This is a genomic window from Pedobacter boryungensis (assembly GCF_013204825.1).
In the GTDB taxonomy this organism is placed as follows: Bacteria; Bacteroidota; Bacteroidia; order Sphingobacteriales; family Sphingobacteriaceae; genus Pedobacter; species Pedobacter boryungensis.
Genome location: NZ_JABMKV010000001.1, coordinates 426,569 through 438,639, shown reverse-complemented (window position 1 = coordinate 438,639; position 12,071 = coordinate 426,569). Strand labels below are relative to the sequence as shown.

Below are 12,071 nucleotides of genomic sequence, written 5' to 3'. Positions count from 1 at the left end.
CTCACCCGATCTTTTTTACTTTTGTGCCATTCTAATCAAATAAATTTTCTTGTATGTTAAATAAGTATCAATCAGAGTTTCAAAGCTGGATTGAAAAAGAAAAAAAAGCGCTTGAATTAATCAGTGTAGTAGGACAATTATGGTTTGATCGATCAATCGAACTTGTTCTTTTTCGTAAACCTTTATTCGATGTTGGTAGCAGCGAAATACTCGCCTATCACCAATATGCAAAAGATGTAAGTGGTAAAGACATTTCTATTTACGAAACTCTTGAATTAGCCTCTACCATTGCAAAATGTAGCCTAGCTCCTTCTCGTGTAGATGTTGGTCGTTTAGCCGCTGAGTGGCTAGATGAAAACAATAAGCATTCTACAATGCGAGATTTTGTAATTAGCAAACTTAGTAAACACATAGGCAAGGACAAAATTAGCTTAAAACCCAAAGATGTTGTTTTATATGGTTTTGGAAGGATTGGAAGAATTGCCGCCAGAGAATTAATTGTGCAAGCTGGAAAAGGAGAACAATTGCGTTTGAGAGCTATTGTAACACGTTCATATAGTGATGAGGAATTGATAAAAAGAGCAGAGTTATTACGTACCGACTCTATTCATGGTCCTTTCAATGGCACTATTATAGAAGATTTTGAAAATAAGGCATTAATTATTAATGGACAAACCATTTATCTTATAGTAGCTAAAAACCCTGAAGAAGTTGATTACACTTCATACGGCATTGAAGATGCTTTATTAATTGACAATACCGGCGTTTTTCGTGATCGTGAAGGCTTGGGCAGGCATTTAAATGCAAAGGGAATTAGTAAAGTATTATTAACTGCACCAGCCAAAGGCGATATTCCAAATATTGTTACTGGAATAAATGATGGAGATTTCGATTATCAAACCGAGACTATCTTTTCAAATGCCTCTTGTACAACAAATGCAATCATTCCTGTATTAAAAGTTATTGATACTGCTTTTGGTATCGATAAAGGTCATATTGAGACTGTGCATTCTTACACTAATGATCAAAATTTATTAGATAATTACCATAAAAAATATCGCAGAGGTCGTTCTGCAGCATTGAACTTAGTCATTACAGAAACTGGAGCAGATAAAGCTGTCGCAAAAGTAATTCCTCATTTAGCTGGAAAACTTACCGGAAATGCAGTTCGCGTACCTACACCTAACGTTTCGCTAGCCATTTTAAATCTATCTCTTGATAAAATTACCTCTAAAGAGGAAGTTGAAAATGTTTTAAAACAAGCTTCATTATTTGGAGATTTATCTGAACAACTGGAATATTCGGTTTCTAATGAATTGGTAAGCACCGATTTGATTGGAAACAGCCATGCCTCCATTATTGATGGTCCTGCAACTATTATTTCACGCGATAATAGATCTGTTGTTCTATATGCGTGGTATGACAATGAATACGGCTATACGCGTCAGGTTATTCGTTTAGCAAAAAGATTGGCTGGAGTTGTAAGATTAACATATTATTAACTTCTACCTTAACTTTGTCAATCCTAATAAGCATGTAATTAATTTGGATTGACAAAGCTTATAATTCGTAAATTTGAATATTAATTAGCCCATATGAAACTTCAAATTTATCAAGCAGATGCTTTTACAGATCAACTTTTTGGTGGAAATCCTGCAGCAATTGTGCCTTTAAAAGAATGGTTATCGGCACCTTTAATGCAAAAAATTGCAGCAGAAAACAATTTAGCAGAAACTGCTTTTTTCGTTCCACAGGGTGAAAATTTTGAATTACGTTGGTTTACACCTGAAGTAGAAATAGATTTATGCGGCCATGCTACTTTAGCTACAGCACATATTTTATTTACAGAATTGGGCTACACAAAGGATATTATCCATTTCCATACTTTAAAAGCTGGAACGTTAGCTGTAAGTAAAACCGATGATGTATATACATTAGATTTTCCATCACGACCATTAGAAACCTGCGATGCACCAAATGGATTATTAGAAGCATTAGGAAATACCAACGCTGTTGAGGTTTTGAAATTAAGAGATTATGTGGTTGTCTATAAAACAGAAGCAGAAATAGCCAACTTAAAACCAGATTTTAATGCGCTACTGAAAGTAGATGCATTTGCCATTACTGTAACTTCAAAAGGCGATAATAGTGATTTTGTTTCAAGATTTTTTGCCCCTGCAGCCGGTATAAACGAAGACCCAGTAACTGGATCTGCTCATTGCAACTTAATTCCCTATTGGTCAGAAAAATTAGGTAAGACGAAATTACATGCTTTCCAAATTTCGGAACGTAGAGGAGAATTGTGGTGTGAATTAAAAGCTGATCGTGTGTTAATGGCTGGAAATGCAGTAACGTATTTAAGAGGAGAAATCTATATTTAATTGTAGTTTGAGATAGACCATAAAGAGTCATTGCGAGGTACGAAGCTATCTAAAGCGCTATAGTTGCAGGATTGCTTGTGCCTCGCAATGACAATTAATATCATATCTTAAAACGGTGACAATTCAGGTTTTGTTCCCATAATTTTATCGATATCTTCCATTACTTTATCGGTTAATAATGGTACTACTTCTAAAACTGTTAAATTTTCTTTCAGCTGTGATGTTTTAGATGCACCCAAAATCATTGTACTTACATTCGGATTTTTAAGACACCATGCTAGTGATAATTTGGCCAAAGGTAAATTCATTTTATCAGCTAATTTTTGCAGTTCAACAACCTTTTTCATTTTTTCTTCTGCCATTACTCTATCTTTGAGCCAATCCATTCCATTCAAATCTAGTCTAGTATTTTTAGTATCACCTGTGGTATATTTGCCAGATAACAAGCCCGATGCTAAAGGTGACCAAATAGTAGTACCTAAACCATGTTCTTTAAACAAATGCAAATATTCATTTTCTAACTTGTTTCGTTCTATTAAGTTATATTGAGGTTGTTCCATTGTCGGACCAATCAAGTTATATTGCTTGGCTACAACAATTGCTTCCATAATTTCTGCAGCACTCCATTCTGATGTGCCCCAATATAAGATTTTACCTTGTTGTAAAAGCGTATTCATTGCCCAAACCGTTTCTTCAATTGGCGTTTGCTTATCTGGTCTGTGACAAAAATAAAGATCTAAATAATCAACCTGTAAACGTTTCAAAGCCGCATTACATGCCTCAATTACATGTTTACGTGATAATCCAACTCTATTTGGCCCTTTATTTTCTGTCCCAAAAAACACTTTACTAGATACGATAAAAGATTCTCTTTCCCATTTCTGAGATTTTAAAATCTTTCCCATTACTTCTTCCGATTTTCCTTCTGCGTATCCTTCTGCATTGTCAAAAAAATTCACTCCTGCATCGTAAGCAATTCCCATTAATTCATCAGCAACTTTGTCACTAATTTGGTTTCCAAAAGTTAACCAACTCCCTAAAGAAAGTGCGCTCACCTGCAAGCCTGATTTTCCTAAACGTCTATATTCCATTTTCGTCTATTTTTAATAAAATTATGCTCCAAATTAAGATTTAAAAATACAACATTTTGTGAGTTCATTAAGTTTTTACAAAACTTACACTCTTCTTTTATCAGACAATATCTTTACCTTTATTTTAGAAACAAATCAAAATCGAATGAAAAAATTACTTTTAATTTCACTAGCGTTCTTACTAAGCTGTAGTACAGTAAAAAACAATCAAAGTGACCCTAAGACTGGCGAACAATTACTTAAAGATGTAGAAACACTTTCCTTAGATAAATATGAAGGTCGTAAAACCGGAACTAAAGGCTCAGAAATGGCTAGAACTTATTTAGTTGGTCGTTTAAAAGAAATAGGATTAAAACCATATCCAGGTATGAGTAGTTATGAACAAAATTTCGAAATTAAAGGTCGTAATGGTGCTGCTGCCATTCAAGGTAAAAATTTGATCTCTTATATTCCTGGCAAAAGCGATAATATAATTGTAATTTCTGCACATTATGATCACATTGGGGTGATTAAAAATGAAATTTATAATGGAGCTGATGATAATGCTTCTGGAACTGCAGGATTATTACAGTTTGCAAAGTATTTTTCTAAAAACAAACCAAATAACACACTAATCTTCGCACTATTTGACGCAGAAGAAATGGGCTTACAAGGCGCAAAAGCATTTGTTGCGAATCCTCCAGTAGCAATAGAGAAAATTAAATTGAATATTAATATGGATATGATTAGCCATAATGATAAACAAGAATTGTATGTGGCTGGGACTTTTAAATATCCAGAACTGAAATCATTTTTAGTGACAACTAATCCGAATTTAAAATTGTTAATGGGGCATGATGACCCTAAACTTGGTCACGATGACTGGACAAACCAGAGTGACCAAGGAGCGTTTAACGCTAAAAATATTCCGTTTCTTTATTTTGGAGTAGAAGATCATAAAGATTACCACAAAGCTACAGACGAATACCAAAATATTAACAAAACTTTCTTTATTGATGCTGCAAATGCGATTCAACAAGTTATTGTGAATATTGATACCCAACGTGATATACAAGCAATTTTTAGAGAAAGATTGCAGATGAAAAAACAGTAATCTATTTTACTTTTATAAATAAAAAAGGCCGCATTTAGCGGCCTTTTTTATTTATAACTTTCAAAGAATATATGTATTAATTTTTCCTTCTAGTTCTATTTTCAATCATCCCTTTAAACTCATTGTTATTGAGATCAGAATTGATGACTTCTGATGATTGTACAGCTAAACTTCTTTCTTTAGCAGCTGATAATTTGGCCTGCCCTGTAACCACTACTCCAGGAGCTAGTGCATTAAGTGCCAATTTCAAATAATTATCATTCACGTTACCAAAATCATACATCACAGTATTTGCTGGTACTTCTGATGCCGAAATATCTGGAGCAATTCCAGTATAATATCCTCCGTTTCCTAAAGAGTTTTTAGTTTCGAATAATGAAAAGTATACATCATATTTATTTTCGATAGTAATAGGGAAAAAGCCAACAGGTTTGCCATATGTTGTTAGCCCTACTAATTTCACATTCACATGAGGTTTTAAACTATTGATTACCAATTCACTCGCAGAAGCTGTTCCACTTGAAACAATAAACACTACGTTTGTTACCCCATTTAAAGAACCTTTTTTTGCAAATTTAGAAGTATTATTTTCCACAGAATATGGATCCTTTGTATAATCGAACAGGTTTACAATTTTTCCATTTGAATATTGAACTTTATTGTTTCTATCTAGTAAAGGTTGATTTTTTAATATCGTTGCTTGATTATTCTGCATAGTGGCATTATAATGCTCTGTGAACATAGTAGAACCAGTTAAACTTGGAGGTGCAATTAAATTTATTAGATACTCTGCGGTTTCAATATATCCTCCTCCATTATATCTTAAATCGATAATTAAATCATTTACGCCAGCAGCTGCAAAACTTGAAAAGGCAGCATCAAACTCCGCCTGAGAGTTAGTCATGGATGAAAATCTAGCATAAGCTAAATAGCCAATTTTTTTTGTGCCTGCTGTCAATATTTTAGTTTTATAGATTGGGCTACTTTTAAACACTGCTTTTGTTAAAGTGATATTAAAAGGATTTCCTAAACTATTAATTCCTTCTAATTTTATTGTAGTTCCATTTAATGCGGTCTCAATTGCAGAGACCTGAGATGGGAAATTAGTTCCATACTCTGCACCATTTATTTTTGTAATCTTATCTCCACGTAAAAACCCTGCTGTTTCTGCTGGAGAGCCTTGATAAATAGCTGTTGCATAAATAACATAACTTGCATTTGACCCATAAAAACCTAATCTTATACCAAAATCATTCCCATTTCCTTCCAAATCCACAGAGCTCTTCTGACTAGCAACAAACGCAGATGGATTTTTAGTAGTAACATCTTGTATATATGAATACTTTGTATCTGTAGGATCAGCTTCATAGTACTCATATGATTTACCAGTACTAGGGTTAATTTTATATCTTGTGATGGCAAATAATTCGTTGTTATAATTTGCTAAATCTGTAGTTGCACTAGTATAACTTCGTGGATTAAAAGCCTGATAAGTTGGTAATGCATCGTTCCAATAATATATTTCTTTAGCATAAAGAAATATAGAATCTAAAGACAATTGCTGTCGTGTTGCAGTTGCTACAGGAGGGTCAACAATAGGTGGATCTGGGGTTGGTGTTACTTTTGATTTTTTGCAACCAGTTATGGTTAAAACAGAAAGTGCGAGTATACTAACAAGTAGTTTAATTTTCATTTTCAATAGATTAGAATACTAATTAACGTAAAAAAAATTACAATAGTTTCGTTATAGCTAAATAATCTACACCCAAATTGAGTGCGAAATCTTTATCTTCAGCTGTATTTCCAATAATTAAAATCTCACTCTTTTTTAAACTATGTTGATCAAGAATAAAATCAACACTTTTTGATGAAGGTTTTGGCTCAAATTCTTGAGAAAAATAAACTTTAAGATATTTTTCTAACCCATGCCATTCCATTTGTTTTATTTTGTTAACCTGTTGTAGAGGTTCTCCATCAATCAGTAAAAAAATCTCTTTTCTTTCTAAAACTATTTCTTGCAAAAATGAGAGTACCTGCTGGTATAAAAGCAGCTTTAAAGGTAAACGAGCATTTTCATGCAATAACTCAAAGTTTACTTTATATTTTTGTGGGATATTAAAATTTACAGCTGTTTTCTCAAAGATATTTTCATCACCATTATTTTCAAATTCAGCTTTCATAAATGCTGTAATTTCTGCCGCGTTTAGTTGCTCAGTGTATTCAATAAATTCAGCAAACAGATAATAGACTTGTAATAAATAATCCTTTTCTGGATATAAAACATTATCCAAACCTAAAACAAATGCCTTTTTATCTTTAATAAATTCTTCAAAAGCCATAATCAAACTAATTAAATCGTTATTAAACTAAATTTAACTCTTTTATTACCTATTGTTAGATGAAATGCCCCACTTAAGTTTTCATTATTTATATCACTTAACCTAACTTCATCATTAGATGCAAAAATAATTTCTCCATCTTTTAAAACTACCCAATCACTTACTTTAGAGATTTCTTCAACAACATATTGATCTAGTTCTTCTTGACTTGGTAATAAAAGCTGAATGTTAAATTCATTAAATAGAGTCTTTGCCTTAGCGACAGCTTCTATCTCAAAATGGTGAATTGGTAAAAGTAAATCTATTCCTTCATCCAAACACTTATTTAACAGTGTATGTGCTAGTGTATCTTCATTTTTAATACCTAAACTAATTAATGAATATGCTTTTGAGGTAAAGGTTGGCACTTCAGCATAGTCTGCTAGCACAACTTGGTAGTTTCCAAATGCCTTAATTAATTTAAGCGCTGTAGCAGATTTGCCACCAGTAATTAATATTTTCAAAATACGATTTATATAATAAAACCATCTTTCATTGTAACTACCCTATCGCTAATTTTTGCCAGATCTTCGTTATGAGTTACAATTACGAAAGTCTGATCAAAATCATCACGTAGATTAATAAACAATTGGTGCAAAGCCTTGGCATTGGCCGAATCTAAATTACCAGAGGGCTCATCTGCTAAAATAATTGCGGGATCATTAACTAGCGCTCTTGCTACAGCTATACGCTGTTGTTCACCACCAGATAACTCGTTAGGTTTATGGTTTGCTCGGTCACTTAAACCTAAAAGCGCTAATAATTCATATGCTTTTTTTTCTGCTTCTTTTTTACTCTTTTTAGCAATAAATGCTGGAATGCAAATATTTTCTAAAGCAGTAAATTCTGGTAAAAGATGATGAAATTGGAAAATAAAACCAATATTTTCATTTCTAAAAACACTTAGCAATTCACCCGATAATTTATTGATTTTTGTACCCTTTAACTCCACAACACCTTCATCAGGTTTATCTAAGCTTCCTAAAATATGCAGCAAAGTACTCTTTCCAGCTCCAGAAGCACCAATAATACTTACAATTTCTCCTTTAGCAACTTCAAAATCTACTCCTTTTAAAATAGGCAAATTTCCGTATGCTTTTTTTATTCCTGTGGCCTTTAGCATTTGGTAAAGTTACATATTTGTTAAATGGTAAGATTGTTAAATTATTAAATTGTTCTTTTCACTAAAACAACATACAGCATTAAACACTTCAACAATTTATTTTAAAAAGATTTGCAATTCCAATATTCTTATTTAACTTTGAAAAACAAAGCACTTTTAACATGAGCAATCACGAAGAACAATTAAATGCCTTGAGCGACATTAGAAAAATGATGGATCGCTCATCTAGATTTATCTCTTTAAGCGGTTTATCTGGTGTATTTGCTGGACTAACGGGCTTGGTAGGTGCTTATCTAGCACACCTTGAATTAAAAAAATATACAAATGGTGACTATGGATATGGCATTGATGCTGACTCTGAAATTGAAGCTAACCTAATTAAAATCGGCTTTAGCGTATTAATTATTGCTATTGTAGGCGGATTTTTATTCACACTTCGTCAAAGTAAAAAGAAAAACCTTCCTTTTTGGGATAAAACAATTAAAACTTTATTGATCAATTTAGCTATTCCTTTATTGGCAGGAGGCTTTTTTATTATTGCATTGTTATTTAATGGTAATACCACTGGCCTTATAGCACCAACTTGTTTAGTATTTTATGGGTTAGCATTAATAAATGCTAGTAAATACACTTATACTGATATTCGTTTTTTAGGAATTTGCGAAGTCGTTCTTGGTATCATAGCTATGTTTAATACCACATATGGCTTATATTTTTGGGCATTTGGTTTCGGTGTACTTCATATTTTTTATGGCCTATTGATGTACTTTAAATATGAAAGGACAAAATAATGGTAAATCCAATTGAAGCCCTTAATAAAATATTCGATAGTCGAATAAGGCTCGGCGTAATGTCTATACTTATTGTAAACGATTCGGTAAGTTTTAACGAATTGAAGCAAATGCTAGAATTAACCGATGGAAATTTAGCTTCTCATCTCAATACACTAGAACAGGCTGACTATCTAAAAGTTCAAAAAGCATTTATCGGCAAAAAAACAAACACAACCTACTTTATCACGGATTTAGGTAGACAGGCTTTTAAAGCGCATTTAGATGCATTAGAAAAAATGATAAAAGGAGTTTAATTTTTTTTAAGTTATTACTTTGTATTTCAAAGTACTTTAAAATATTCAAAAAACAACAAAATTTAATCAGTTATGCATAATTCATTGTATTGGATAAACTATTTTACCCAAAACCTCAAAAACAAAAGAATAGATTGGAGTATTAAACCCGTACTAACCCAAACAGAGAGGGTTAACATTTTAAAATCTTTACAAGCTTGGCAATTAGGCGAAACTTCTGAAGGTAATAATTTAATAAATGCAGCGACAAAACACGCTAAGCAACTTAATGATAGGCATTACACACCTGCCATTAAGTTGTTCATTACAGAAGAGCAAAAACATGGCAATAACTTGGGCAAATACTTAGATCTTATTGGTGAAGAACGAATTAAAAAAGACTGGGGCGATAGTTTATTTAGAAAAATAAGAGGTTTAAACACACACATGGAATTTTGGACGATCGCTGTAATTACTGTTGAAAGTACTGCGCAAATATTTTATCAATGTTTAAAAGATGCAACGGAATGTAAACTACTAAAACAAATATGTACAGATATTTTAATTGATGAAGCAGCACATATTACTTTTCAAACTGAAAGGTTGAGCTTGCTTTATAATCATAAAAATGGCTTTATGAGATTTACTAGCTATTATTTTTACACATGTTTTTACTTTTCTACGCTACTTGTAGTCTGGTTTGCACATCGCAAACTGTTTAAGGCCGGACATGTAAATTTCACTAAGTATTGGATCAAAATGAAAGCCAAGTTCAAAAAGACAATTAAAAAACTAAAGTCAGAAAAACCTATAGCATTTAAAATTCGAAATATTGAAGAAGTTTTGGGTATATAATTTGAAAAGTTTCAAAGGAGTTCCTTATTGACAAATACAGTAAAGTGATTGACGCCATTAAGCCTATTTTTCTCTCTACTACAAATTGTACAACTATCATTAATCTGATAATTTTTTACGAATTAAAGTTTAAACACCGAAAAATTTTAAGTTTCCAAAGGCTTATATTTCTTTATATCTGTCGACCTCTTTTTCAGTTATATGATGCAATTAAGTTTGTTAAAAGATTAATTGTTGCGACGGACTTAAGTCGGGGTTAGTTCGGAGTTTGTTCGGACTTGTGACAATTGCATCCGACTTAAGTCCGTCGCAAATACGAACAAAGGCCAAGCTAACAATTAAGCTGTTAGATTATGAAATTATTCTTTCTTACCCAAGCTAACCATTCTAGTATTTAGTGTTCCAACTTATATTTAACTTCCGAATAATTCTCTCAGCAAAAAAAGTTCTCTAATAATATTGCAGAGAATACAAAGGTCAGATACAAGCCCTAGTAAAGCGATAGCAGAGCTGAATTGAAAAGTGCTCTAGTATTTAGTTTTCGAAAGAAAATCCAATTTTTTGAGTCATCATATCGTTTGTTTTTATTTTATAAGAAATAGTTTGTGCTAAAATGCATCTTGGACTTTGTATAAAGGTTTTGAAATTGTAGATTTGAGCAAATTTTTGAGCAAATGAACCCGGTGTGATTAAAATATTAATTTTAATCATTTAGGCTCCATCTGACAGATAAAAACAAAATTACAAACAGATGAATATCCACGAATATCAAGGTAAACAAATTTTAAAGAGTTTTGGCGTTGCTGTACAAGAAGGCATTGTTGCTGATACTGTTGATCAGGCTGTAGAAGCAGCTAAGAAAATGAAAACTGATTATAACTCTGATTGGGTTGTGATTAAAGCGCAAATTCATGCTGGTGGTAGAGGTAAAGGCGGTGGTGTTAAGCTAGCTAAAAACTTAGATGAGGTTAAACAACGTGCTACCGATATTTTAGGTATGCAATTGGTTACTCCTCAAACTGGTGCTGAAGGTAAAAAAGTAAATAAAATTTTAGTAGCTCAGGATGTGTATTATCCAGGTGCTTCTGAAACTAAAGAATTTTACGTTTCTGTTTTGTTAAACCGTGCTAATGGAACTAACATTATTATGTATAGTACTGAAGGTGGTATGGATATCGAAGAAGTTGCTGAACACACTCCTCATTTAATTTTTAAAGAAGAGATTGATCCTAAAGTTGGATTACAAGGTTTTCAAGCACGCAAAATTGCTTTCAATTTAGGTTTAAGTGGTAGTGCACATAAAGAAATGGTAAAATTTATTACAGCTCTTTATAAAGCTTATGATGCGACTGATTCATCAATGTTCGAAATTAATCCAGTATTAAAAACTAGTGATGATAAAATTATCGCAGTTGATGCTAAAGTTGATTTAGATGAAAATGCCTTGTTCCGTCATCCTGATTATGCAGCAATGCGTGATAAGTTAGAGGAAGATCCGACAGATGTTGAAGCTAGCGAAAGCAACTTGAACTATGTTAAGTTAGACGGGAACGTTGGCTGTATGGTTAATGGTGCTGGTTTAGCAATGGCTACAATGGATATTATTAAAATTGCTGGTGGTGAGCCTGCTAACTTCTTAGACGTTGGTGGAACTGCGAACGCAACAACCGTTAAAGCTGGGTTCAACATCATTTTAAAAGATCCTAACGTAAAAGCAATTTTCATTAATATTTTTGGTGGTATTGTTCGTTGTGATAGAGTTGCACAAGGTGTAATTGATGCATATAATGAAATTGGAGATGTTCCAGTTCCAATTATTTGCCGTTTGCAAGGAACAAATGCTGTTGAAGCTAAAAAATTAATTGATGATTCTGGACTTAAGGTTTACTCTGCAATTGCTTTAAAAGAAGCTGCTGATTTAGTTACTAAAGTATTAGCTTCATAAGTTTTTAGAATCTTTAGATAGATTTTAAAATATAAAATCAAGAAGACCAGTCGTGAAAACGATCTGGTCTTTTTTATGATAGGTTAATTATTAGTTCCTTTAAAATTTCTACTTCGCTCCTATTCAAAAAGTTTTTATA

The 12,071-nt window shown here is 32.6% G+C and carries 13 protein-coding genes; 7 read left to right on the top strand and 6 right to left on the bottom strand.

Features of this window, described 5'->3' with window-relative positions:
* The first annotated feature begins 53 nt into the window (after positions 1-53).
* Both HQN85_RS01950 and HQN85_RS01945 read left to right on the top strand, forming a co-directional pair.
* Complete coding sequence (locus HQN85_RS01950) at positions 54-1,502, top strand: glyceraldehyde-3-phosphate dehydrogenase (RefSeq protein WP_173268666.1); 1,449 nt, start codon at positions 54-56, stop codon at positions 1,500-1,502.
* A gap of 93 nt (positions 1,503-1,595) precedes the next feature.
* Entirely contained in the window at positions 1,596-2,381 is a 786-nt protein-coding gene (locus tag HQN85_RS01945) for a PhzF family phenazine biosynthesis protein (RefSeq protein WP_173268665.1), read from the top strand.
* A 107-nt stretch (positions 2,382-2,488) separates the two neighbouring features.
* Here HQN85_RS01945 and HQN85_RS01940 read toward each other — a convergent pair whose 3' ends face one another.
* Positions 2,489-3,472 (bottom strand): potassium channel beta subunit family protein, encoded by a 984-nt coding sequence (locus tag HQN85_RS01940; RefSeq protein WP_173268664.1) that lies wholly within the window; start codon positions 3,470-3,472, stop codon positions 2,489-2,491.
* Positions 3,473-3,617: 145 nt separating this feature from the next.
* On the opposite strand from HQN85_RS01940, the gene HQN85_RS01935 reads away from it, so the two are divergent.
* Positions 3,618-4,565 carry a M28 family peptidase gene (locus HQN85_RS01935; protein ID WP_173268663.1) on the top strand — a complete coding sequence of 316 codons (948 nt, stop codon included), beginning with the start codon at positions 3,618-3,620 and terminating at the stop codon, positions 4,563-4,565.
* A gap of 76 nt (positions 4,566-4,641) precedes the next feature.
* On the opposite strand, the gene HQN85_RS01930 is transcribed toward HQN85_RS01935, so the two are convergent.
* Genes HQN85_RS01930 through HQN85_RS01915 form a run of 4 tightly spaced genes read right to left on the bottom strand, consistent with a single transcriptional unit; the run spans position 4,642 to position 8,066 of the window.
* On the bottom strand, positions 4,642-6,258 hold the full coding sequence (locus tag HQN85_RS01930) for a S41 family peptidase (protein WP_173268662.1): 1,617 nt from the start codon (positions 6,256-6,258) through the stop codon (positions 4,642-4,644).
* A gap of 37 nt (positions 6,259-6,295) precedes the next feature.
* A complete protein-coding gene (locus HQN85_RS01925; RefSeq protein ID WP_173268661.1) occupies positions 6,296-6,904 on the bottom strand; it encodes an HAD hydrolase-like protein in 609 nt (202 codons plus the stop codon).
* An 11-nt stretch (positions 6,905-6,915) separates the two neighbouring features.
* Positions 6,916-7,407 (bottom strand): ATP-grasp domain-containing protein, encoded by a 492-nt coding sequence (locus tag HQN85_RS01920; RefSeq protein ID WP_173268660.1) that lies wholly within the window; start codon positions 7,405-7,407, stop codon positions 6,916-6,918.
* A gap of 8 nt (positions 7,408-7,415) precedes the next feature.
* Positions 7,416-8,066: an ABC transporter ATP-binding protein gene (locus HQN85_RS01915; protein ID WP_173268659.1), complete on the bottom strand. Its 651-nt coding sequence runs from the start codon at positions 8,064-8,066 to the stop codon at positions 7,416-7,418.
* 161 nt (positions 8,067-8,227) lie between these two features.
* Here HQN85_RS01915 and HQN85_RS01910 point away from each other — a divergent pair, with 161 nt between their 5' ends.
* From HQN85_RS01910 to HQN85_RS01900, 3 genes are all read left to right on the top strand, one after another.
* A complete protein-coding gene (locus tag HQN85_RS01910; RefSeq protein WP_173268658.1) occupies positions 8,228-8,857 on the top strand; it encodes a hypothetical protein in 630 nt (209 codons plus the stop codon).
* The gene (locus HQN85_RS01905) at positions 8,857-9,153 is read left to right on the top strand and encodes a winged helix-turn-helix domain-containing protein (RefSeq protein WP_173268657.1); all 297 of its coding nucleotides are present in this window, start codon (positions 8,857-8,859) and stop codon (positions 9,151-9,153) included. The genes HQN85_RS01910 and HQN85_RS01905 overlap by 1 nt, the downstream gene beginning before the upstream one ends.
* A gap of 72 nt (positions 9,154-9,225) precedes the next feature.
* Entirely contained in the window at positions 9,226-9,987 is a 762-nt protein-coding gene (locus HQN85_RS01900; RefSeq protein WP_173268656.1) for a ferritin-like domain-containing protein, read from the top strand.
* Positions 9,988-10,521: 534 nt separating this feature from the next.
* Here HQN85_RS01900 and HQN85_RS15675 read toward each other — a convergent pair.
* Positions 10,522-10,698, bottom strand: coding sequence for a hypothetical protein (locus HQN85_RS15675; protein WP_216847202.1), 177 nt, complete (start codon positions 10,696-10,698; stop codon positions 10,522-10,524).
* Between the two features lie 40 nt (positions 10,699-10,738).
* On the opposite strand from HQN85_RS15675, the gene sucC reads away from it, so the two are divergent.
* Positions 10,739-11,932, top strand: coding sequence for an ADP-forming succinate--CoA ligase subunit beta (sucC, locus tag HQN85_RS01895; RefSeq protein WP_173268655.1), 1,194 nt, complete (start codon positions 10,739-10,741; stop codon positions 11,930-11,932).
* Positions 11,933-12,071 lie beyond the last annotated feature (139 nt).

Excerpts from the sequence above, each read along its gene's own strand:
- HQN85_RS01950 (WP_173268666.1), top strand. The coding sequence starts at position 54 with ATGTTAAATAAGTATCAATCAGAGTTTCAAAGCTGGATTGAAAAAGAA.
- HQN85_RS01935 (WP_173268663.1), top strand. The coding sequence starts at position 3,618 with ATGAAAAAATTACTTTTAATTTCACTAGCGTTCTTACTAAGCTGTAGT.
- HQN85_RS15675 (WP_216847202.1), bottom strand. The coding sequence starts at position 10,698 with ATGATTAAAATTAATATTTTAATCACACCGGGTTCATTTGCTCAAAAA.
- HQN85_RS01930 (WP_173268662.1), bottom strand. The coding sequence starts at position 6,258 with ATGAAAATTAAACTACTTGTTAGTATACTCGCACTTTCTGTTTTAACC.
- HQN85_RS01915 (WP_173268659.1), bottom strand. The coding sequence starts at position 8,066 with ATGCTAAAGGCCACAGGAATAAAAAAAGCATACGGAAATTTGCCTATT.
- HQN85_RS01940 (WP_173268664.1), bottom strand. The coding sequence starts at position 3,472 with ATGGAATATAGACGTTTAGGAAAATCAGGCTTGCAGGTGAGCGCACTT.
- HQN85_RS01905 (WP_173268657.1), top strand. The coding sequence starts at position 8,857 with ATGGTAAATCCAATTGAAGCCCTTAATAAAATATTCGATAGTCGAATA.
- sucC (WP_173268655.1), top strand. The coding sequence starts at position 10,739 with ATGAATATCCACGAATATCAAGGTAAACAAATTTTAAAGAGTTTTGGC.
- HQN85_RS01945 (WP_173268665.1), top strand. The coding sequence starts at position 1,596 with ATGAAACTTCAAATTTATCAAGCAGATGCTTTTACAGATCAACTTTTT.
- HQN85_RS01910 (WP_173268658.1), top strand. The coding sequence starts at position 8,228 with ATGAGCAATCACGAAGAACAATTAAATGCCTTGAGCGACATTAGAAAA.
- HQN85_RS01925 (WP_173268661.1), bottom strand. The coding sequence starts at position 6,904 with ATGGCTTTTGAAGAATTTATTAAAGATAAAAAGGCATTTGTTTTAGGT.
- HQN85_RS01900 (WP_173268656.1), top strand. The coding sequence starts at position 9,226 with ATGCATAATTCATTGTATTGGATAAACTATTTTACCCAAAACCTCAAA.